Here is a 22165-nt window from a genome sequence, read left to right on the forward strand (position 1 = left end):
TCAACCCTGCTCGAATGTATGTTCGAGACGAGGAGGTGAGCTGTGGGCTGGGGAAACGGTCCGCCCAGCTGGGCGGAGATGGAGCGGGTGTTGTCCGGGCGCTCCGGACGGACGAATCCCGATGGGGTGTTCCCGGGCGACGGCGGCGACAGCCCGGCGTGGTCGCGCAAACGCGGCGAGTACCGGCCCGAGCCGGTGCTGCGCGCCGCGGAACCGCCGGTCCCGTACGCGGAGCTGCACGCGCATTCGGCCTACAGCTTCCTGGACGGCGCCAGCCATCCGGAGGAGCTGGTGGAGGAGGCGGTGCGGCTCGGCTTGGCGGCGATCGCGCTCACCGATCACGACGGCTTCTACGGCACCGTCCGCTTCGCCGAGGCGGCCAAGGAGTGGGGGATGCCCACCGTCTTCGGAGCCGAACTGTCGCTCGGCGCGGCATCCGAACCCCACGTTCCCGGCGCCGCGCGCGGGCACGCCGCCGCGCCCGACTCGGCGCCGCGCACCGGCGCGCCGGACCCGGCCGGGCCGCACCTGCTGGTGCTGGCTCGTGGCCAGGAGGGCTACCGCAGGCTCTCCCGCGAGATCGCCGCCGCGCACATGGCCGCCGGAGAGAAAGGCATCCTGCGCTACGACCTCGACACGCTCACCGCGGCGGCCGAGGGGCACTGGCACATCCTGACCGGGTGCCGGAAGGGTCACCTGCGCCAGGCGCTCGAGCTCGATTTACGCACCGGCGCCACCCGGCTCGAGCGTGCGGAAGCGGCGCTGCGTGACCTGACCGACCGCTTCGGAACCGACCGGGTGAGCGTGGAACTCACCCACCACGGCGTCCCGGAGGACGACGAGCGCAACGCTCACCTCATCGCCCTGGCCGATCGTCTCGGCCTGCCCGTGCTCGCCACCACCGGGGCGCATTTCGCCGCGCCTGGCCAGCGTCGCCGAGCCATGGCGCTGGCGGCGATCCGGGCCAGGCAGAGCCTGGACGAGATCGCGGGCTGGCTGGCTCCGGCGGGCGGCGCGCACCTGCGGTCCGGGGCGGAGATGGCGCGGTTGTTCGCCGACTGCCCGCAGGCGGTGGCGAACGCGGCGGCACTGGCTCGCGAATGCGCCTTCGACCTGAAGCTGATCGCCCCGCACCTGCCGCCCTTCGACGTGCCCGCCGGACACGACGAGCAGTCCTGGTTGCGCGAACTCACCATGGCAGGCGCCGCGGCGCGCTACGGGCCGCCGGAGGAGAACCCGGAGGCATACCGGCAGCTCGAGCACGAACTCGCGGTGATCGGCAAGCTGGAATTCCCCGGCTACTTCCTGGTGGTGCACGACATCGTCAGCTTCTGCAAGAACAACGACATCCTGTGTCAGGGTCGTGGCTCGGCGGCCAACTCCGCGGTCTGCTACGCGATCGGCATCACCAACGTCGACCCGGTGCGCAACCATCTGCTGTTCGAGCGCTTTCTCTCCCCGGAGCGCGACGGTCCGCCGGATATCGATGTCGACATCGAATCCGACCGCCGCGAAGAGGCGATCCAGCACGTCTACCGCAAGTACGGCCGCGAGTACGCCGCACAGGTGGCCAATGTGATCACCTATCGCGGCAAGTCCGCGGTGCGCGATGCCGCGCGGGCGCTGGGTTTTTCGCCCGGTCAGCAGGACGCGTGGAGCAAGCAGGTGAGCCGCTGGACAGGGGTCGGCGCCGAGACGAACACCGACATCCCCGCCGAGGTACTGGAACTGGCCGCCGATATCGAGGGTTTGCCGCGGCACCTCGGCATCCACTCCGGCGGCATGGTGATCTGCGACCGGCCGATCGCCGACGTCTGCCCGGTGGAGTGGGCGCGCATGCCCGGCCGCAGCGTCTTGCAGTGGGACAAGGACGATTGCGCGGGCATCGATCTGGTGAAGTTCGACATGCTCGGCCTCGGCATGCTCTCCGCGCTGCACTACATGATCGACCTGGTGCGTGAGCACAAAGGCGAGATTGTCGAGCTGCACTCGCTCGACCTGGCCGAACCCGAGGTCTACGAGATGCTCTCGCGCGCGGACTCGGTCGGCGTCTTCCAGGTGGAGTCGCGTGCGCAGATGGCCACCCTGCCCCGGCTGCGGCCGCGCAGCTTCTACGACCTGGTGGTGGAGGTGGCGCTGATCCGTCCCGGCCCGATCCAGGGCGGTTCGGTGCATCCCTACATCCGCAGGCGCAACGGTGTGGAGGACGTCGTCTACGACCATCCGGCGCTGAAGAATTCGCTGGAACGCACGCTCGGCGTGCCGCTGTTCCAGGAGCAGCTCATGCAGATGGCTGTCGACGTCGCCGGATTCACCGCCGTCGAAGCCGATCAACTGCGCCGCGCCATGGGCTCCAAGCGGTCCCCGGAACGCATGAAGCGCCTCGAGGCGCGGCTCTACCAGGGCATGCGCGAGCTTCACGGCATCACCGGTGAAGTCGCCGACCGGATCTACGAGAAGCTCTACGCCTTCGCCAATTTCGGCTTCCCCGAGAGCCATTCGCAGAGCTTCGCCGCGATCGTGTACTACTCGGCCTGGTTCAAACTGCATCATCCCGCCGCTTTCTGCGCGGGTCTGCTGCGCGCCCAGCCGATGGGGTTCTACTCGCCGCAGTCGCTGGTCGCCGACGCGCGCAGGCACGCGGTCGCGGTGCACGGCCCCGACGTCAACGCCAGCCGGGCCGAGCCCACCCTCGAGGCGAAGGGCACCGAGGTGCGCCTCGGTCTCGCCGCGATCCGTCAGATCGGCGACGACCTCGCCGAACGCATTGTCACCGCCAGGGGCGAGCGGCCCTACACGTCATTCCTCGACTTGACCGGGCGGGTGGAACTCACTGTCGCCCAAGCGGAATCGCTCGCCACGGCGGGTGCGCTCGGCAGCCTCGGCAGCACCCGCCGCGAAGCGCTCTGGGCGGCGGGCGCCGCCGCGGGCGAGCGCCCGGACCGGTTGCCCGGTACCGGCGCGGCCACCACCGCGCCCGCCCTGCCCGGGATGAGCGATCTGGAACTGGCCGCCGCCGACGTGTGGGCCACGGGCGTCTCGCCGGGCAGTTATCCGACGGAGTTCCTGCGCCCGCACCTCGACACGCTCGGCGTGATACCGGCCTCCGGCCTGCTGGCCGTGCCCGACGGCTCGCGGGTGCTGGTGGGCGGCGCGGTGACGCATCGGCAGCGTCCCGCCACCGCCGGGGGCGTCACCTTCCTCAATCTGGAAGACGAAACCGGCATGGTGAACATCGTCTGCTCGCTGGGGTTGTGGCGGCGGTACCGGCGTCTCACCCAGGGCGCTGCCGCTCTGCTCATCCGCGGCCGGGTGCAGAATGCCGAGGGCGTGGTGAGCGTGGTCGCCGAACATCTGCAGCGCATGGATCTGCGAATGGCGTCCAAGTCGCGTGACTTCCGTTGAGCCGGTGCTTTAAAGAAGTGTTAGAAGCGTTCTAGGAAACGGTTATGCGGGGCTGTTCGCGCAGCGCAAAAGGCTACTGTGCCAGGCATGAGGAAGCTTGCTGCGCTGTGTGTCGGCGTGCTGGGGTTGAGTCTGCTCGCCGGCTGCGGTGCCGATCGCCCCGAGCCCGCTCGAGACCGGACGTCGACGGCGATCACCGGGCCCGCCGCCCCCGCGCTCGTGCCGTCGGGAGCACACGAACTGGCGCCCCCGAAGCGGGACAACAACTCCGGCGGCGAGCCCGTGTCCCTGCGCAAGGAAGTGGTCACCGGCAGCGTCGAGATCACCGCAGGCGCGCCCGTCGCCGCGGCGGGCACGATCATCGACCAGGTGCGAGCCGCCGGGGGCCGGGTCGACAGCCGCACCGAGCAGCCCGGCACCGACGACACCGAGCCCAGCGCCACACTCGTCGTCCGGTTGCCCGCGGACAAGACCGACGCGTTCATCTCGGGCCTCGGCGGGGTCGGGCAGGTCACCCGGGTCACCACCAACCGCGACGACGTCACCATGCAGTGGGAGGACCTGGACGCGCGGATCAAGGCGCTGCAAGCCTCGGTGGATCGGCTGCGCGCGCTCATCGCGGGCGCCACCACCACCTCTGACCTGCTCGCCGCCGAACAGGCGCTGTCCAGCCGCCAGGGCGAACTGGACAGCCTCACCGCGCAGAAGCGGCGGCTCGACGACCAGGTCGCCCTGTCGACGCTGACCATCGAGATCACGACCGATCAGAAGAATCACGGCGACGACCCCGACAGCTTCTGGGACGGCATCGTCTCCGGCTGGAACTCCCTGGTGGAGTGGCTGGGGGACGCGGTCGTATTCAGCGGCAAGGCAATTCCGTGGCTCGGCTTCCTCGCGGTGGCGGCTGCCGCGCTGTGGGGCATCGTGCGCCTGGTGCGCCGCCGTCGGAAGCCCGCTTCGGGTGCGGGAGAATCGACGCCCGCGCACGCGAAGTCCGCGAGCAGCGCCTCCGAAGGCGCGGAAACCAGCGCAGGAGGCAAAAGTGCCGACGGTGGTCAGGGCGACGATCAAACCGAATAGCCGTAAGGGCCCGCTGGTGGAAACCCTCGACGACGGCAGCCTGTACCTGTACGTGCGGGCTCCCGCCGTCGAGGGCAAGGCCAACAAGGCGGCCATCGAGTTGCTCGCCGAACACTACGGAGTCGCCAAGTCCGCCGTCCGGCTGACAGCGGGCGCGACATCGCGCTTCAAACGATTCGAGATCGACCTACCCTGAACACGCTGTCTCCCTGCGGTTCCCGCGCAGATGATGGACGGAGTGGATCAGACGCCGCCGGGGAAGCCGAGTTGACGCCAGGCTTCGTAGACGGTCACCGCGGCAGCATTGGAGAGGTTCATGGAGCGGCGGCCGGGCACCATCGGGATGCGCAGCCGGTCGGTGACGTGCGGGTCCGCCAGCACCTCCGCGGGCAAGCCGGTGGGCTCGGTGCCGAACAGCAGCACGTCGTTCTCACGGTAGGCCACCTCCGTGAACCGGGTGGTGGCCTGCGTCGTGAACGCGAAGACCCGATCCGGCCGCAACGCCTCCCACGCCGCCGCCAAATTCGCGTGCACCGTCACCGACGCCAGATCGTGGTAATCCAACCCGGCCCGGCGTAACTTCGGCTCCGACAGATCGAACCCCAGCGGCTCGATCAGATGCAGATGACACCCGGTCCCCGCGACCAACCGGATCGCGTTGCCGGTATTCGGCGGAATGCACGGCTCGTGGAACATCAGATGGAACACGGGTGCCAGTCAACCAGGTGGGCGGAGCCACGACCTCGTCGGTCAATCGGGTAACAGTCGGAGCGGAACCGGGTGATTGGTTCGGACCGCGCTGAAGTGTCGGCGATCCAATGTTGCTACTTCCCTCACATAGAGCCGTTCGGCGACGGCCAGGACAGCGGCGTCGACAGCGCCGAGCGGGAAGTCGGCGTACTTCCGCACCAACTCGGCCATCCGCAAAAGATCGGCCCGAGTGAGATCGACGAGTTCGATTTCCTCGTTCGCGATAGATTCCAAGAACCTCGCCTCTGCCGAAGGACCGACCCGCGTTTCCAAGAAATAGCAGACTTCCGCGAGAACTGGACCTGGAACCAGTAGCGGCCCGGGATGCGTCTCGAGGAGATCAAGGCAGCGTCGGTGATCCGCGTCGTTCTAGTTGAGCACAGCGACGAGCGGGCCTGTGTCGCAGACGATCACTCGACGTGCCTACCACGTTCCTCGCGGAGCAACTCTTCAGACCTTGCCGCCAGATCCGGCTCTGCGTGCATCATGCCGGCAAACGAAAGGCGTCGACGCAGCTCGCCTGGCGGCTCGGTGACCGGGCTCCGCTCAGCGGTATCGGTGACGACCAACTGCAACGCGACAGCCCGCAGCGCATGCGCTTGGTCCGGGGTGAGCCGATCGACCAGACGATGTAGATCTTCGTACTCGAACGCTGCGGTCATGGGTCTGATTGTAGTGAAAACCGCACGCTATAGCGTTGACTGTGCACTACCCTGCCTTGCGCCGGGCGCTCCGGCCTGGCATGGCATGGCTGACATCATGTGTGCCAGTCAACCAGGTGGGCGTCAGGCGTTGCTGACGCCGACCCGGAGTCTGCCTGCCAGGGATCAGCCGAAGCTGCCCGTGCTCGGCTTGCCGATGACCTCGACGGTGACGACGTCCGTCGTCGACGTGTCGCCGTCGCGGGGATCGCCGGTGGGTCGTTCCCAGGCGCATGCGCCGCGCACGCGCATCCGGCCGGCGGGCAGGGCTCCGTTGCCGAGCGACGTCTGGACCATCTTGCCGTCCGCGATGGCGAACGACGTGGGGTTGTTGCCCCCGAAGATCTCTCCGGTCTCGTCGTTGTACACCCAGCACACACCCTCGGCGTTCGGGTTGTGGAATTTCGCCGATACGGTTCCTGGGACCGAGAAGACCTCCTCGAGGACCGGCGGTGACAGCGGAGGCGTCGCGGTGGCGGTGGCCCCGGAGCCGAGCGCCATCGGAAGCGCGGCCAACGCGAGCAGGGGGAGTCGTCGCATGATCATGATCGAATGATGCCAACCGCCCGAGCATGCCGAGGTTTCCGGGGCCATTCGACGAACTTCGACAACGACTTTCGACGCCTATCAGCCCCCGTGGACAGCCCGCGGGGGTGGCGCACCGCTGAGGGGATCTGCTCGCGATTCGCCGCAGCCGTGGGCACTCGTCGGTAGGAATCGGGCTGGTTCGGTTCGGCTCAGTGACCTCCGGCAAACCGACGAGGGTGGTCTGCAAGAATCGGGGGGTGACCGATGCCGACGCGCCTATATCCGGGCGCCGCAGTGCGGGGGCGCAGTTTCTGCGCTCCCATCTGCCGATGGTGGTTGTGACGCTGGTCATCGTGGTGGCGGTGGTGTTCGTCGCGTCCGATCGGTGGCGGCGCGGAGCGTTCTTCTTCGGTGGTGCGACGCTGCTGGCGGCGGCGTTCCGGCTGTGCCTGCCGACCGCGCGGGTCGGGCTGCTCGCGGTGCGCAGCAAGCCCTTCGATGTCGGCGCGCTGACGCTGCTCGGTTCGAGCATCCTGTTCCTGGCGGCCACGATCAACACGCTCGGCGTCGGCTGACCGATCGGGAAGGGTGACCCGGCCGGGTCGCCCTTCGGGGTCAGCGCGCGGCCGCGTATCGCTCGGCGAAAACCGTTCGTTCGCGCGGACGGCGGCCGGGATGGGGTGGGACGGTGTCGCTGTAACCGACCGTGACCAGGACCGCGACGGCCAGATCGGCGCGATCGCCGACACCGACGGCCTGCTTCACCAGTTCGGCGTCCCACCCGTTCATCGGGGCCGATGCCAGTCCGAGGCCGGTGGCCGCCAGCATCGCGAAGGTGGCCGCGATCATCGCGTTCTTCACCGCGTTCTCCCCGCAGCAGGCCGTGCCGTTCGAGCGCGTGATACTCCGCGCGGGTGTCGAACATGGCGGTGAAGTCGGCGTTCCACGCGCCGCTGCGACCGGCGAGTTCGGCGATATCGGCATTGCCCGCCCGCCACGCGTCGACATCGGCGAGGAACACCAGCACCACCGGCGCCTCGAGCGGTTGGGGCTGGCCGAACGCGGCTTCGTGCAGGGCGCGGCGGCCGGCTTCGCCGGTCACCACGACGACCGACCGGTCCTGCATGTTCCAGGCGCTCGGGGCCTGCATGGTCAGGTCGAGGAGCTCTTCGATCAGTTCCGGCGCTACCGGATCGGCCCGGTAATGCCGGACGGTGCGACGGCTTCGAATGGCTTCGGCAACCGAAAGTGTCTGCGTTTCCATGATTCTTACTATCGGAGAGTGACGCTCGAATAGGAAGACGGCACTTAATAGTGCGCTACACTCCAAAGGGTGCCCACATATCTCGAAGGTTCCGGTCTCCCGGCGGACGTGTACTCCGCGAAGTGCCCTACGCGGGAGGTTCTCGACCACATCGCGGGCAAGTGGACGGTGCTGATCATCGACGCACTCGCGGACGGCACGATGCGCTACACCGATCTGCGCAACCGCATCGAAGGCATCTCCCAGAAGATGCTGACGCAGAGTCTGCGGCAGTTGGAGGCGGACGGATTCGTCACGCGCACGGTGCATCCGACGGTCCCGCCCCGGGTCGACTACACCCTCACCGACCTCGGCCACAGCCTGCGCACGCCGATCGCGGCGCTGCGGGACTGGATCGAAAGCAACATCAACAGGATCGAGGCGGCGCGACGAAGCGCGGCGCTCTGAGAGCAGGGCGCGACGGAGACAGCGCTCGGAATGTCTGCCGCCGACGGTTCGGCGCGGCGGACCGTCAGCGTTCGGGTCGCACACCCGCCCGGGCTAGTCGCATGGTCTCGGTCAGCAGCTTCGAGACCGCCGCCGCCTCGGTGAGGAACCCGTCGTGGCCGTCGCGTGAGTGCACGACTTCCAGTCCGTCGCAACCAGGCAGCAGATCGGCAAGTTCCTGCTGGGTCCGCAGCGGGTACAGCCGGTCGGAGTCGACGCCGCCGACCACGCACGGCACCGGCGTCGCCGCGAGCGCCGCCTCGATGCCGCCCCGGCCCCGGCCCACGTCATGCCGGTTCATCGCCTCGGTCAGCAGCACGTAGGTGGCGGGATCGAAACGCTTGCACAGCTTTTCGGCCTGGTGGTCCAGGTAGCTCTGTACCGCGTAGCGGCCACCGTGCCACGGGTCCCTGTCGCCCTGGGGCTTGTTCTCGAACCGGTGGTCCAGCTCGAATTCGGTGCGGTAGGTCAGGTGTGCGATCCGCCGGGCCAAGGCCATGCCCGTCAGCGGGGCGCGGCCGGTGCCGTGATAATCGCCGCCCTGCCAGTCCGGATCGGCCTTGATCGCCGCGATCTGGGTGGTCTGGGTACCGATCTGGTCGGCCGTGGCGCGGGCGCCGACCGCGAGCACCAGCGCCGCCGCGACCCGCTCCGGTGCGCCGACCATCCACTCCAGCACTCGCATGCCGCCCATCGACCCGCCGACCACGGCGGCGAGCCGCTCGACACCGAGCAGGTCGAGCAGAGCGGCCTCGGCGGTCACCTGATCGCGGATGGAGATCTCGGGAAACCTTGCGCCCCAAGGATTCCCGTCCGGTGCGGGACTCGACGGCCCGGTGCTGCCCTTGCAGCCGCCGAGCACGTTGGTCGCGATCACACACCATTCGTCGGTGTCCAGCGGAGCACCAGGGCCGACCATGCCGTCCCACCAGCCGGGCATCTCGTGCACGTTGTCGGGCTTGCCGACGACGTGCGAGTCGCCGGTCAGCGCGTGTTCGACCAGCACGACATTGTCCAGTCCGGGGGAGAGTTCACCCCAGCGCTGCACAGCGAGGTGTACGTCCGGGATGACCGCGCCGTTCTCCAGTCGCACGTCCCCGATGGCGAGGGTGCCGAACTGTCCATCCGGGGGCGGCAGGACGTTGCCGGAGCTCCGCGTGCTCGGTTCGGTGCGCACGGTCACGTCGCCGCCGTCGCGAAGCCGGCGCGTAGATCGCCCGGGATGTCCACGGTGCCGGCCACGCGGCTGTGCGGCGCTGCCGGGTCCTGCTCGGTCCGGGGCGCGGTGAATTCACTCATGGTTTGCTCCCAAAAGGTGTTCGCCGGTACAGCAAGGGTTAGCGGTGTGCGGGTAACGAACAACAACACATGCCCGGCGACCTCCTGTTACGCGCTTGCTCCCGGCTCTCGGGAGCCAGGTCATCACCCGGAGCACCCCACCGCGGCTGGAGGGTTGCCGACCAGCGAGCCGGGGCTTGGCGCTGGTACTCATGACCTGCCCGGCATCATAACCGGCGGGCGGTCAGCGTCCGAAATCCTCCGCCGAACTCACTGGTCCGCGGTAGTCGCCGCCCCGCAGCAGATGCGTACGAATTCGTCGTACGCCTCGGTGAACGCGGTGCGACCCGACCTGGTCGCGGTCGCCAGATCCTCGTCCAGGAACGCGTCGTCGGAGCACTCCAGGCCGATGTGGCCGATCAGTTGCCAGGTGCCGACGAGGAGCCGCACCGCGCGCGCGTCCGGTTCGGTGCCGAGGCGCTCGGCGACCACCGCCGCGATCGCCGTGTTCTTGTCGTCGGCGAGTTCCATGCTGCGCGCGCTGACCGAAGGGCTGCTGCGCAGGATTCGTTGCATCTTCTGGAACTGCCGGAACGACAACGGGTCGGCCTCGCTACCCTCGGCGGCTTGATCGACCACGTGCAGGAAGGCCGCGAGCAGCGCCTGCAGTTCATTGCCCGTGCGTGGCTGCTCGCGCAGCGTCTCGGCGATCGTGCGCCCGAAATCCTGGACCGGCCCGAGGACGATGTCCTCTTTGCTCTCGAAATAGCGGTTGATCGTGCGCGGTGAGACGTCCGCCACGTTGGCGATCTGCTCGATCGTGGTCGCGTCGAAGCCCTGCGTGTCGCACAGATCCAGGGCGGCCGCGATGATGCGCAGCCTCGTCTGCTGCTTCTTGCGTTCACGCAGCCCTGGGGTCGTGGGGGCGTCCGCGGCACGGTCGGCCGCGGCGCTCGCGCCCATCGGCGCCGATGACTCGAGCATGACCCCATGGTAACGCAACCTCGCGTTTTCCTGTCCTTAACGGTCAAATGTCGTAGTGCGACATTTTTCACTTGACGACAAATGTCGTTCGATGACAGGATGGCTTCCGACATCGAAGGACGAGGAGACGACCGTGACGGAACCCGGGACTGCGGCGCACGCGCCGCGGAAAGCGGCCGCTTCAGCGCGCTGGCTCGCGCTGACAGTGATCGCACTGGCCCAGCTCATGGTGGTACTGGACGCCACCATCGTGACCATCTCGCTGCCGTTCGCGCAGCGTGATCTCGACATCAGCGACGGCAACCGGCAATGGATGCTCACCGCCTACACGCTGATCTTCGGCGGCTTGCTGCTGCTGGGCGGCAGGCTGGCCGACTACCTCGGCCGCCGCCGGATCTTCATCGTCGGCCTGATCGGCTTCGCGGGCGCTTCGGCGCTGGCCGGGCTCGCTCAAACGGGGGCGGAACTGTTCGCCGGGCGCGCGTTGCAGGGCGCGTTCGCCGCGCTGCTGGCCCCGGCCGCGCTCTCGCTGCTGTCGGTGACCTTCACCGAGCCTGGGGATCGGGCCACCGCGTTCGGTGTGTTCGCGGGCATTTCCGCGGGCGGCGCGGCGCTCGGCCTGATCGCGGGCGGCGCGCTCACCGAGTACGCGTCGTGGCGCTGGTGCCTGCTTGTCAACACGCCGATCGCGCTGCTCGCGCTGGTCGGGGCGCTGGCGTGGGTGGCGAAGGATGTGCCCGCGCCGCGCCGCGGGGGATATGACGTGCCCGGTGCCGTCACGGTGACGCTCGGCCTGATCGCCATCGTCTACGGCTTCAGCCGCGCCGCCGAAGACGGCTGGCTGGCCGGCAGCACCCTGGCGCTGCTCGTCGCCGGGCTGGCGCTGCTCGTCGCCTTCGTGGCGATCGAACGGCGCTCCTCGAACCCGCTGCTGCCACTGCACATCCCGGGTGAGATCAACCGCGGCGGCGCGTTCCTCGCCGCACTGCTCATCCCGATCGCGATGTTCGCGATGTTCCTGTTCCTGAGCTTCTACTTCCAGATCACGCTCGGCTACTCCGCGCTGAAGGCGGGCTTCGCGTTCCTGCCCTTCCCGGCGGGCATCGCGATCTCGGCCGGTGTCACCAGCGCTCTGCTGCCGAAGCTCGGCCCGCGTCCGCTGATGCTGGCCGGCGCCGTGCTGGGCGTCATCGGCCTGCTGCTGCTGGCCCAGCTGAGCTACGGCGACAGCTTCCTGGCCGGGGTGCTGCCCGCGCAGGTGCTCATCGCGCTCGGTATGGGTCCGTTGTTCGTCGGGATGCAGACGGTCGCGCTGCATCAGGTCGAGGAAGAGGACTCCGGCGTCGCCTCCGCGCTGCTGAACGCGGCGCAGCAGGTCGGCGGCGCGGTCGGGACTGCGCTGCTGACCACGATCTCGGTGCAGGTCGCGAAGTCCTTCGCGCAGGACAACCCGGGTATCGACAATCTGGCCGCGCGGGCCGCGATCCACAGCTACGACGTGGCCTTCTACGTCGGCGCCGGGTTCTTCCTCGCGGCCGTCCCGATCATCGCGCTGATGATCCGGGACCGGCCGGAGAACCTGATCGAAGGTTCCGAGGAGGGGGCCCGGATCCCGGTCGGGGTCTGATCCGCCGCGAACGAGGTCCGCGCGACGCCGGTGAGGCCGCGCGGACCTCGTTCGTCCGCCGGATGGTTGCCGGGCTCGGACGGAAGGCGGATCATGGCGACGACGCCGGTTGCGTGAACGCCCTTCGCGGTGCTCGCAGCCGTCGCCGACCTACCAATCGGTAACAAAGGTGGCGCAGCTCACTCCGGGGGCTGCCCGTGCGGTGAGGACTCGGGCAGCAGTACGCTCGTCTTGTTTGCACCACACGTCTCGCTGACAACGCGGGACATATACGTTGTCTGTTGGAACAGCTGGGGTCCGCTCACAAGCGTGTTCGCCTGGCCGTGCAATGAGGGCACCATCCTAGGAGGACACGAAGATCCATGTCCAAGATCAAGGTTGAAGGCACCGTCGTAGAACTCGACGGCGACGAGATGACCCGGATCATCTGGCAGTTCATCAAGGACAAGCTGATCCACCCCTATCTCGATGTGAACCTGGAGTATTACGACCTGGGCATCGAGTACCGCGACAAGACAGACGACCAGGTCACCGTCGACGCCGCCGAAGCCATCAAGCGGCACGGTGTCGGTGTGAAGTGCGCCACCATCACCCCGGACGAGGCGCGGGTCAAGGAATTCGGCCTCAAGAAGATGTGGCGTTCGCCCAACGGCACCATTCGCAACATTCTGGGCGGCACCATCTTCCGTGCCCCGATCATCATCTCGAACGTTCCCCGGCTCGTTCCCGGCTGGACCAAGCCGATCATCATCGGCCGCCACGCGTTCGGCGACCAGTACCGCGCCACCGACTTCAAGGTGTTCCAGGGCGGCACCGTCACCTTGACCTTCACCCCGGACGACGGCAGCGAGCCGATCGTGCACGAGGTCGTGAAGATGCCCGAGGACGGCGGCGTCGTCATGGGCATGTACAACTTCCGCAAGTCCATCGAGGATTTCGCGCGGGCGTCGTTCAACTACGGCCTGCAGCAGAACTACCCGGTGTACATGTCGACGAAGAACACCATCCTGAAGGCCTACGACGGCATGTTCAAGGACACCTTCCAGGACATCTTCGACGCCGAGTTCAAGAGCCAGTTCGATGCCGCGGGCCTGACCTACGAGCACCGCCTCATCGACGACATGGTGGCCTCCTCCATGAAGTGGGAGGGCGGCTACGTCTGGGCGTGCAAGAACTACGACGGCGACGTGCAGTCCGACACCGTGGCCCAGGGCTTCGGTTCGCTCGGCCTGATGACGTCGGTGCTGCTCACCCCGGACGGGCAGACCTGCGAGGCCGAGGCCGCGCACGGCACCGTCACCCGGCACTACCGCCAGCACCAGCAGGGCAAGCCGACCTCGACCAACCCGATCGCGTCCATCTTCGCCTGGACCAGGGGGCTCGAGCACCGCGGCAAGCTGGACAACACCCCGGAGGTCATCGGCTTCGCGCAGACCCTCGAGGACGTCGTCATCAAGACCGTCGAGGGCGGCCAGATGACCAAGGACCTCGCGCTGCTCGTCGGCGGGGACCAGGGCTACCTGAGCACCGAGGAATTCCTCGGCGCCCTGGACGCCAACCTGGCTCGCGCACTGCGCTGAGTTCGCGCAGGCAAGGCACCGAACCGCGGGGCCGAGCCGTGGCGCTCGGCCGACTCCGGCGCTGGGTGCTCACCCAGCGCCGGGCTGAAACATCGGGCACCCGCCCCACCCACCGGTGGAACGGGTGCCCGCACTGTTTCGCTCGGCCGGCCCGCCGCATGGACCAGCGCTTCATCGACGTCACGGTGGGCGAACTCACGTTCGCCCGGGAAGCGGATACGGGACGGGACCGGTTACATCAACACGTGACCAGCCCCGTGATGACCAGTACCGCCGCCCCACCCGGACGAACCGTTTGGCATGTACCGGCCATGCTGGCGCTGGCCCTCGGCGGATTCGGGATCGGCACCACCGAATTCGTCACCATGGGCTTGCTGCCGGACATCGCCTCGGACATGCACGTCTCCGAGCCGACGGCGGGGCACGCGGTGTCGGCCTACGCGCTCGGCGTGGTGATCGGCGCGCCCCTGATCGCGGCGCTGTGCGCGCGGGTGGCGCGCAAGCGGCTGCTCATCGCGCTCATGGTGGCGTTCACCGTGGGCAACGCGGCGACCGTGGTGGCGCCCTCGTTCGAGACGCTGGTTGCGGCGCGGTTCGTCTCGGGATTGCCACACGGCGCCTACTTCGGCGTCGCCTCGCTGGCCGCCGCTACGCTCGCCCCGGCCGGACAGCGGGCCAAGGCGGTTGCCGCGGTTATGCTGGGGTTGAGCGCCGCCAACGTCGTCGGCGTTCCCGCAGCTACCTGGCTCGGGCAGCATCTCGGCTGGCGCGACGCGTTCGTGGTGGTCGCCTTGATCGGTGTTTGCACCGTAGCCGCGCTGCTGCGCTTCGTGCCGGTACTCACCGGCATCACGGTGACCGATCCGATGACCGAACTCGGCGCACTGCGGCGTCCGCAGGTGCTGTTGACGCTGCTGGTCGGCGCGGTCGGGTTCGGCGGCATGTTCGCCGTCTACACCTACATCGCGACCACGCTCACCGATGTCGCCGGTCTGCGGGCCGGGGCGGTCCCTCTGGTACTGATGCTGTTCGGCGTGGGCATGGTGATCGGAAACATCGTCGGTGGCGTGCTCGCCGATCGTGGTGTGGACCGTGCCATCTCGGTGTCGATGGTCGCGATGACCGTCATCCTCGGTGTTTTCGTCGCCGCCGCGCACAACCCCTACACCGCCGCCTTCGGCGCGTTGCTGGTCGGCGCCTCCGGGGCCGCGCTGGCGCCCGGTCTGCAAACACGTCTGATGGACGTGGCGGCCGATGCCCAGACCCTCGCCGCCGCCCTCAACCACGCCGCTCTGAACATCGCCAACGCCGCCGGAGCCTGGCTCGGCGGCCTGGTCATCGCCGCGGGCCTGGGTTACACGGCCCCGGCCGTGGTCGGCGCCGCCTTGGCCGCGACCGGCGTGTTGCTGTTCGCGGTGACGGTCTGGACGGCGCGGAAATCACGGGCCCGAACAGCGAGCGGCACGCTGACCAGGCCGCAGTAGCGCGCCCTCGCTCGTCATCCGGTGATCACCGGGCGCGGGCCGTGACAAGACAACGGTAAGGCGACTGTAAGCGGCCCGTCGGACCGTGGTCGTATGAATTCCCACGGTTCGCCGAAGTCGAGATGAAGGGTCCGCTGTCCGCCGCCTTCGATGAGGTACGCCGCAGATTGCAGGGGCTGCTCGGTACCCCGGAGGGCTCCGATGGCGGGCGTCGCACCGCGGGCGAGGCACTGGATCAGTTCTATCGGGAGAAGGGCGAAACCTTGCGCAAGGGGGCGCAAGAGTTCGACCGGGCCGATAGGGAAGGCGCGGCAGCTATCACCGGTTTCGGCCCGGAACGGGCGGGGTCGGCGCCCGCTGAGGCGACCGGATCGACTGCGGTCCCGCTCGCCGAGATACGCCCGGCCGGGGTGTCCCGGTTGATTCGCAACGCGCATCAGCTGACGCCGGCGGAGGCGGATGCCATGCGGCGAGCCTACGCGGCCCAGGCCACGATCTTGTCCCGGATCATCGACCGGCCGCCGACGCTCGCCGAGGTCCGTGAACTGCTGCTGCTGGTCAACCCGACGAGGTCACGGACGGCGGGCAACTGCATGGAGTGCTCCTGGGCGGTGCGCGACATCTTGGCCGGACGTCCCGCCGTCGCCGGGCCGAGCGGTGCCCAGAAGTTCATCGAGCCCTCGACAGAACGGTTTCACGGCGACAGCCACCGCGAGATCCACGAAGCGATATCCGAGAAGCTGCATCAGTCCGGGTACAACGCGATCATGTCGGGCAACCGGTACTCCGACGCCTTCGGCCATCACTACAACGCCGCCAACATCGGCGGAGACCTCTACTATCTCGACGGCCAAACCGGCACCGTGACAGAGGAGAACATCGTTCCAGACGGGGACTACTACGTCGTGTTCCCGATGATCGCCAACCGGGCGTGACAACGCGCGGGCGGGCGGCGGTGGAAGCAGCCGGGAGCCGGACTCGCCGCTGCTGACTATTCGGCGGGGCGGCCGGCAAGCGCGCGGCCCGCGATCTCGTGCAGGTGTGCCGAGGCGCGGCGCCACCGGCGACGGGCGCGTTCGTCGTCCGGATCGATGAAATTCGAGATCAGGATGCCGCGCAGCGCGTCCATGGCCGTGTAGATGAAGTCGCGCGCCTCCTTGCGGCGCACGTCGTCCGGCACGAAGCGGGCGACCGCCAGCAGGACGGCGTTGTTGACGAACGGCTCGACCTTCTCCATCGCCGCGGCCAGCACCGGATCGGTGCGCCCCGCCACCCACAGTTCGACGGTCGCGATGAACAGCGGACCCTGGTGCAGGTCCCACAGGAACTCGAGCGCCGCCGTCACCGGATCGTCACCGGCTTCGACCCGCGACATCTCCCGCATGGCGGTCTCGGCGCGCAACTGCGCCAGGTGACTGATCGCGGCCACCACGAGATCGGTTTTCGAGCCGAAGTGGTGCACTTGGGCTCCGCGAGTCACCCCCGCGCGTTCGGCCACCCGAGGCGTCGTGGTGCCGGAGTATCCGTACTCGACCAGGCAGTCCACCGTCGCGTCCAGCAAGCGGGTGCGCATCTCGGTGCTGCGCTGCTCCTGCGTCCGGCGCTGCTGCTTCACGACTACGCTCCTGGCCATCGCTCGATCTTACACTTACATACACTGCTGTATGTTCTGGCTGGCGGAGGGATGCCGCCATGGGCTGGGGAAGATCGTCCGAAGCGCTTCTTCCGCCCGCGCGCCGCCATCCTCCTCGATCCACCGGCGATTATCCGATCAGAGCGATCCGCCACAGTGACCAATGAACATGCATGTCTCACTGTATGTAGCAGGCGAGACACAATCGGCTGGTTACCGGCATGGATGTTGCACTTCCACGCCAGCCTATTGCCCACTTACATACAACCTTGTATGTTTGTTTTCACTCGTTCGGCCGCCCTGCGGCGTACGTACAAACTGAGGAGTTCGATGGCGAACAAGGTCTACGTGGTCGGTGTCGGGATGACGAAGTTCGAGAAGCCGGGCCGCCGCATGGTCGAGGTAGCCGACGGCACCACCCGCGCGTGGGACTACCCGGACATGGCCCGGGAATCGGGAACCAAGGCGCTCGCCGACGCGGGAATCGACTACGACCTGGTGGAACAGGCCTACGTCGGTTATGTCTACGGCGAATCCACCTCCGGGCAGCGTGCCGTCTACGAACTCGGCATGACCGGCATCCCGGTGGTCAACGTGAACAACAACTGCTCCACCGGCTCGACGGCGCTGTACCTCGCCGCGCAGGCGATCCGGGGCGGTCTGGCGGAATGCACGCTGGCGCTGGGCTTCGAGAAGATGCAGCCCGGCTCGCTCGGGTCCACCTGGGACGACCGCGAGCAGCCCATGGCCAAGCACATCATGGCGCTGGCGGAGATCTCCGAGGTGCTGTTCCCGGTGGCGCCGTGGATGTTCGGCGCCGCGGGGCGCGAGCACATGAAGCAGTACGGCACCACCGCCGAGCATTTCGCCAAGATCGGCTACAAGAACCATAAGCACTCGGTGAACAATCCGTTCTCGCAGTTCCAGGACGAGTACACCCTCGACGACATCCTCGCCTCGCGGATGATCTACGACCCGCTCACCAAGCTGCAGTGCTCGCCGACCTCCGACGGGTCCGGTGCGGTCATCCTCGCGAGCGAGGACTTCGTCGACGCGCACGACCTCGTCGGGCAGGCGGTGGAGATCGTCGGCCAGGCGATGACCACCGACTTCGCCTCGACCTTCGACGAGACGGCCAAGAACCTGATCGGCTACGACATGAACGTCCAGGCCGCGCGGAAGGTCTATCACCAGGCCGGGCTCGGACCGGAGGACTTCCAGGTCATCGAGTTGCACGACTGCTTCTCGGCCAACGAACTGCTGCTCTACGAAGCGCTCGGACTGTGCGGCGAGGGCGAGGCGGGACAGCTGGTCGACGACGGTCAGACCACCTACGGCGGCAAATGGGTGGTCAACCCCTCCGGCGGCCTGATCTCGAAGGGGCATCCGCTCGGCGCGACGGGGCTCGCGCAGTGCTCGGAGCTGACCTGGCAGCTGCGCGGCGCCGCGGACAAGCGGCAGGTGGCCGACGTCACCGCCGCCCTGCAACACAACATCGGCCTCGGCGGCGCGGCCGTCGTCACCGCCTACCAGCGCGCCGATCGCTGAACGCGGCCGGCCGCGGACGAACTCGACGAGGAGTCGACACATGGGACACATCGAAGCCACCAAAGACGTCAACGCCACCCCGCAGGCTCTGTGGGCGGTCGTCGCCGACCCGCAGACCTGGGACAAGTGGTTCACCATCCACGAGCGCTTCATGGAGGAGCCGCCCGCCGTGCTCAGTGAGGGCGCCAAGCTGGTCGCCAAGATCGTGATGCTCGGCATGGCGAACAAGCTGGAGTGGACCATCGTCTCGGTGGACGCGCCGCACAAGCTGACCCTCGGCGGCACCGGCATGGCCGGGGTGAAGACCGAGTTCACCTTCGATATCCGGCCCAACGGCGAGGGAAGCAGCATCCTGGTGTCCGGTGACTTCGAGGGCGCCCTGATCAAGGGCGCGCTCGGCAAAGCGGTGGAAAAGGACGGCATCAAACAGCTGGACCGATCACTCGAACAACTCGACGCCCTGGCCGCAGCGGCATGAGCGGTCAGGCCCGGAGGTGGCAGCGGAGCGTGACCACGCAGGGGCCCGCTCGTGCCGAATCGGAGACAGCATGAGCGGTCAGGTGCGCGTCGTCGAGTTCGATGACAGTGGTTTGGAGACCTGGTCCGACGAGGAGCGTTTCGAGGTCACCACCGAACGGGTCGCGGAGTACGCGGCGGCGACGAACGATCCGATCGCCGCGCATCTGGCCGGTACGGTGGCCGCGCCGGTGTTCGCCATCGTCCCGGTCTTCGAGGCCATGATGATGCCGGTCATCGATGTCGCGCCGATGGACATCTTCGGCCGGGTCGTGCACGGGGAGCAGGACTTCCACTTCCACCGCGCGATCCGGCCCGGAGACCGGCTGGTGTCGCGCGCCAAGGCGATCGGCTACACCAGCCGGCCCAACGGGACGACCATCACCATCCGTATCGAATGCCGCACGGACGCGGGCGAACCGGTCAACGACCAATACCTGACCGCCTTCTTCCGCAACATCGACGCGGGCGCGACGGTCGGCGCGGCCGCTCCGGCGCACAAGTTCGACCAGCGGCTACGCGAGCACGATCCGGTCGCTGTGGTGGCGCAGCACGTGGACCACGACCAGACCTTCCGTTACGCACCGGCTTCCGGCGATCCGGTGCCGCTGCACCTGGACGAGCAGGTCGCCAAGGACGCCGGACTGCCCGGCATCATCGCGCACGGGTTGTGCACCATGGCGTTCGCGTCCTGGGCGGTGCTCACCGAGGTCGCGGCGTCGGATGTGCATCGGCTCAGGCGGTTCGCGGTGCGCTTCACCAAGCTGGTCTTCCCCGGTGACGATCTGGAGACCCGCATCTGGACGGCGGGCTCCTCCGACGGGATCACCCGCTACGCCTTCGAGACCGTACGCGGCGACGATGTCGTGCTCAGCGACGGACTCGCCGAGATAGCCGACTGATCCCTTCAGCGGCGGAACGGATTCCGCCGCGTCCTTTCCCATCGCCGGACTCGGCGCGACTTCAGGAGACAACACATGGGTGTACTGGCCGGACGGGTCGCCGTCATCACCGGTGCGGGTCGCGGCATCGGCCGCGAGCACGCACTGCTGTTCGCGAAGGAGGGCGCCGCGGTGGTCGTCAACGACCTCGGCGGCAGCAACGCGGGGGAGGGGACCGACAGCGGTCCCGCGCAGGATGTGGTGCGCGAGATCGTCGCCGCGGGCGGCAAGGCGGTGGCCAACACCGACGACGTCGCCACCTGGGACGGCGCGCAGAAGCTGGTCGAACAGGCGGTCACCGAGTTCGGCGGCCTCGACGTCGTGGTCAACAACGCGGGCATCCTGCGCGACGCCTTCATCGCGGGCATGTCCGAAGCGCAGTGGGACGCGGTGATCGCCGTGCATCTCAAGGGTCACGCCGCGGTGCTGCACCATGCCGCCGCGTATTGGAAGCAGCAGTCCAAGGCGGGCAACCAGCCCGATGCCGCGGTGATCAACACTGCCTCGGCGTCGGGCACCACCCTGCCCAACCCGGGTCAGGCCAATTACGGCGCGGCCAAGGCCGCGATCGCCGCGCTGACCCTGGTGGCCGCCGACGAGCTGGCGCGCTACGGCGTGCGGGTCAACGCGATCGCGCCGATCGCGCGCACCCGGCTCACCCTGGCCACCCCCGGCATGGGCGAGATGCTGGCGGCCGAGGCGGAATCGTCCGAGGGCGGGTTCGACGCCTTCGCCCCGGCCAATATCGCGCCGCTGGTCGCGTACCTGGCCGCCGAGACGTGCCCGATCACCGGCAAGGTGTTCGCGGTGCAGGGCGGCGCGATCTCCGAGCTGGCGGGTTGGCACGATGTGAAGACCATCGAGACCGAGGGTCCGTGGCTGATCGACGACATCGCCGCCCGGCTGCCCTGATCCCGGGGAATGTGAGGAGAACGACGATGTTCGAATGGTCCGAGACCGATGTGCTGATCCGCGACGCCGTCCGGGGGTTCATCGACAAGGAGATCCGTCCCAACCTGGACGCGCTCGACAGCGGCGAACTGCCGCCGTACCCCGTCATCCGAAAGTTGTTCCGCGAGTTCGGGATCGACGTGATGGGCGGCGAGGCCGTGCAGAAGATGCTGGCCAAGCAGGCGGCGCGGGAAGCGGCCGCGGCGGCGGGGGAGCCGAGGCCGGAGAAGAAGGCCTCCGGCTCGAGTCCGTTCGCCGGACAGGAATCGCTGATGGCGGTGCTCATCGGTGAGCTGTCCGGGGTATGCATGGGTCTGGTCACCGCGATGGGCGTGAGCATCGGTCTCGGTGCCACCACGATCATGTCGCGCGGCACGCTGGCGCAGAAGCAGCGCTGGCTGGAGGACATCGTCACCATGCGGAAGGTGGCGTCCTGGGCGATCACCGAACCGGACTCCGGTTCCGACGCGTTCGGCGGCATGAAGACCTACGTGAAACGCGATGGGGAGGACTACCTGCTCAACGGTCAGAAGACCTTCATCACCAACGGTCCCTTCGCCGACGTGATGATCGTCTACGCGAAGCTGGACGAAGGTGCGGGCGGTGACAAGCGCGAACGCAAGGTGCTCACCTTCGTGCTCGACAAGGGCATGCCCGGTCTCACCCAGGGCAAGCCGTTCAAGAAGATGGGCCTGCACTCCTCGCCGACCGGTGAGCTGTTCTTCGACAACGTGCGCGTCGGCCGCGACCGGCTGCTCGGCGAGACCGAGGAGCACAAGGGCGGCGACGGCCGCGACAGCGCCCGGTCCAGCTTCACCGCCGAGCGCGTCGGGGTGGCCTTCATGGCGCTGGGCATCATCAACGAGTGTCATCGACTGTGCCTGGAGTACGCCAAGAGCCGCAAGCTCTGGGGCCAGGAGATCGGGCGCTTCCAGCTGGTTCAGCTGAAGCTGGCGAAGATGGAGATCGCGCGGATCAACGTGCAGAACATGGTGTTCAACACGCTGGAGCGGGGCCGCGCGGGCAAACCCCCGACCCTGGCCGAGGCCTCCGCGATGAAGCTGTATGCCTCTGAGGCGGCCACCGAGGTGGCGATGGAAGCGGTCCAGCTCTTCGGCGGCAACGGCTACATGACCGAGTACCGCGTGGAGCAACTCGCCCGCGACGCCAAGTCGCTGATGATCTACGCGGGCAGCAACGAGATCCAGGTGACCCACATCGCGAAGGGGCTGCTGGCGCAGTAGTTTCGAGCCGGGCGACCTCGCACGGCAGGGGAAGCGGTACCGCACTTGCTCGCGCGACACCGCCCACCCGCCGCACCGAGCCGCGTGCGCTACGCCCTCAGTTCGATTGCCGACGTGCCCAGCTCAACCCCGACTCCCGGTGTCGAGCGAAGCGAGACCGAGCAT

General features: G+C 68.1%; 22 protein-coding genes, 1 pseudogene and 1 riboswitch. Of the genes and pseudogenes, 14 read left to right on the plus strand and 9 right to left on the minus strand.

Annotation, left to right across the window (positions count from 1 at the left end):
* Positions 1-42: 42 nt before the first annotated feature.
* From NA8_RS17895 to NA8_RS17905, 3 genes are all read left to right on the plus strand, one after another.
* Entirely contained in the window at positions 43-3405 is a 3363-nt protein-coding gene (locus tag NA8_RS17895) for an error-prone DNA polymerase (RefSeq protein WP_063051524.1), read from the plus strand.
* 87 nt (positions 3406-3492) lie between these two features.
* Entirely contained in the window at positions 3493-4485 is a 993-nt protein-coding gene (locus NA8_RS17900; RefSeq protein ID WP_084466893.1) for a DUF4349 domain-containing protein, read from the plus strand.
* Positions 4448-4681: a DUF167 domain-containing protein gene (locus NA8_RS17905; RefSeq protein ID WP_063051526.1), complete on the plus strand. Its 234-nt coding sequence runs from the start codon at positions 4448-4450 to the stop codon at positions 4679-4681. The genes NA8_RS17900 and NA8_RS17905 overlap by 38 nt, the downstream gene beginning before the upstream one ends.
* Before the next feature lie 47 nt (positions 4682-4728).
* Here NA8_RS17905 and NA8_RS17910 read toward each other — a convergent pair whose 3' ends face one another.
* The 4 genes from NA8_RS17910 to NA8_RS17925 form a co-directional block, all read right to left on the minus strand.
* Positions 4729-5193, minus strand: a complete 465-nt coding sequence (locus NA8_RS17910; protein ID WP_063051527.1) for a tRNA (cytidine(34)-2'-O)-methyltransferase — start codon at positions 5191-5193, stop codon at positions 4729-4731.
* Positions 5194-5235: 42 nt separating this feature from the next.
* Entirely contained in the window at positions 5236-5547 is a 312-nt protein-coding gene (locus NA8_RS17915) for a PIN domain-containing protein (RefSeq protein WP_245663893.1), read from the minus strand.
* Between the two features lie 98 nt (positions 5548-5645).
* Positions 5646-5897, minus strand: a complete 252-nt coding sequence (locus tag NA8_RS17920) for a hypothetical protein (RefSeq protein ID WP_063051528.1) — start codon at positions 5895-5897, stop codon at positions 5646-5648.
* A gap of 165 nt (positions 5898-6062) precedes the next feature.
* Positions 6063-6482, minus strand: coding sequence for a hypothetical protein (locus NA8_RS17925; protein WP_063051529.1), 420 nt, complete (start codon positions 6480-6482; stop codon positions 6063-6065).
* A gap of 311 nt (positions 6483-6793) precedes the next feature.
* Here NA8_RS17925 and NA8_RS17930 point away from each other — a divergent pair, with 311 nt between their 5' ends.
* The gene (locus NA8_RS17930; RefSeq protein ID WP_051174893.1) at positions 6794-7039 is read left to right on the plus strand and encodes a DUF3017 domain-containing protein; all 246 of its coding nucleotides are present in this window, start codon (positions 6794-6796) and stop codon (positions 7037-7039) included.
* A gap of 40 nt (positions 7040-7079) precedes the next feature.
* Here NA8_RS17930 and NA8_RS35555 read toward each other — a convergent pair whose 3' ends face one another.
* Positions 7080-7325, minus strand: a complete 246-nt coding sequence (locus tag NA8_RS35555) for a nitroreductase family protein (RefSeq protein WP_218019481.1) — start codon at positions 7323-7325, stop codon at positions 7080-7082.
* Positions 7326-7428: 103 nt separating this feature from the next.
* Positions 7429-7728, minus strand: a pseudogene (locus NA8_RS35770) (nitroreductase family protein); the annotation flags it as partial.
* Between the two features lie 69 nt (positions 7729-7797).
* On the opposite strand from NA8_RS35770, the gene NA8_RS17940 reads away from it, so the two are divergent.
* On the plus strand, positions 7798-8175 hold the full coding sequence (locus tag NA8_RS17940; RefSeq protein ID WP_063051530.1) for a winged helix-turn-helix transcriptional regulator: 378 nt from the start codon (positions 7798-7800) through the stop codon (positions 8173-8175).
* A 64-nt stretch (positions 8176-8239) separates the two neighbouring features.
* On the opposite strand, the gene metX is transcribed toward NA8_RS17940, so the two are convergent.
* Both metX and NA8_RS17950 read right to left on the minus strand, forming a co-directional pair.
* The gene (gene metX / locus NA8_RS17945) at positions 8240-9397 is read right to left on the minus strand and encodes a homoserine O-acetyltransferase MetX (RefSeq protein WP_084466894.1); all 1158 of its coding nucleotides are present in this window, start codon (positions 9395-9397) and stop codon (positions 8240-8242) included.
* Positions 9398-9599: 202 nt separating this feature from the next.
* Positions 9600-9710, minus strand: a riboswitch (SAM riboswitch).
* A gap of 52 nt (positions 9711-9762) precedes the next feature.
* Entirely contained in the window at positions 9763-10476 is a 714-nt protein-coding gene (locus NA8_RS17950; RefSeq protein ID WP_084466895.1) for a TetR family transcriptional regulator, read from the minus strand.
* Between the two features lie 133 nt (positions 10477-10609).
* On the opposite strand from NA8_RS17950, the gene NA8_RS17955 reads away from it, so the two are divergent.
* The 4 genes from NA8_RS17955 (at position 10610) to NA8_RS17970 (ending at position 16102) form a co-directional block, all read left to right on the plus strand.
* Positions 10610-12103 carry an MFS transporter gene (locus tag NA8_RS17955; RefSeq protein WP_063051532.1) on the plus strand — a complete coding sequence of 498 codons (1494 nt, stop codon included), beginning with the start codon at positions 10610-10612 and terminating at the stop codon, positions 12101-12103.
* A 362-nt stretch (positions 12104-12465) separates the two neighbouring features.
* Complete coding sequence (locus tag NA8_RS17960; RefSeq protein WP_040864988.1) at positions 12466-13683, plus strand: NADP-dependent isocitrate dehydrogenase; 1218 nt, start codon at positions 12466-12468, stop codon at positions 13681-13683.
* Between the two features lie 260 nt (positions 13684-13943).
* Complete coding sequence (locus NA8_RS17965; protein WP_063051552.1) at positions 13944-15167, plus strand: MFS transporter; 1224 nt, start codon at positions 13944-13946, stop codon at positions 15165-15167.
* 122 nt (positions 15168-15289) lie between these two features.
* Complete coding sequence (locus NA8_RS17970; RefSeq protein ID WP_063051533.1) at positions 15290-16102, plus strand: toxin glutamine deamidase domain-containing protein; 813 nt, start codon at positions 15290-15292, stop codon at positions 16100-16102.
* A gap of 56 nt (positions 16103-16158) precedes the next feature.
* On the opposite strand, the gene NA8_RS17975 is transcribed toward NA8_RS17970, so the two are convergent.
* Entirely contained in the window at positions 16159-16800 is a 642-nt protein-coding gene (locus tag NA8_RS17975; RefSeq protein ID WP_063051534.1) for a TetR/AcrR family transcriptional regulator, read from the minus strand.
* A 330-nt stretch (positions 16801-17130) separates the two neighbouring features.
* On the opposite strand from NA8_RS17975, the gene NA8_RS17980 reads away from it, so the two are divergent.
* From NA8_RS17980 to NA8_RS18000, 5 genes are all read left to right on the plus strand, one after another.
* Positions 17131-18348, plus strand: coding sequence for a lipid-transfer protein (locus NA8_RS17980; protein WP_063051535.1), 1218 nt, complete (start codon positions 17131-17133; stop codon positions 18346-18348).
* 40 nt (positions 18349-18388) lie between these two features.
* Positions 18389-18826, plus strand: coding sequence for a type II toxin-antitoxin system Rv0910 family toxin (locus NA8_RS17985; protein WP_063051536.1), 438 nt, complete (start codon positions 18389-18391; stop codon positions 18824-18826).
* Positions 18827-18896: 70 nt separating this feature from the next.
* A complete protein-coding gene (locus NA8_RS17990; protein ID WP_063051537.1) occupies positions 18897-19766 on the plus strand; it encodes a MaoC/PaaZ C-terminal domain-containing protein in 870 nt (289 codons plus the stop codon).
* A gap of 75 nt (positions 19767-19841) precedes the next feature.
* A complete protein-coding gene (locus NA8_RS17995; RefSeq protein ID WP_063051538.1) occupies positions 19842-20717 on the plus strand; it encodes an SDR family oxidoreductase in 876 nt (291 codons plus the stop codon).
* 26 nt (positions 20718-20743) lie between these two features.
* A complete protein-coding gene (locus NA8_RS18000; RefSeq protein ID WP_063051539.1) occupies positions 20744-22000 on the plus strand; it encodes an acyl-CoA dehydrogenase family protein in 1257 nt (418 codons plus the stop codon).
* Positions 22001-22165: the final 165 nt, after the last annotated feature.

Source organism: Nocardia arthritidis NBRC 100137, assembly GCF_001612765.1.
Lineage (GTDB): Bacteria > Actinomycetota > Actinomycetes > Mycobacteriales > Mycobacteriaceae > Nocardia > Nocardia arthritidis.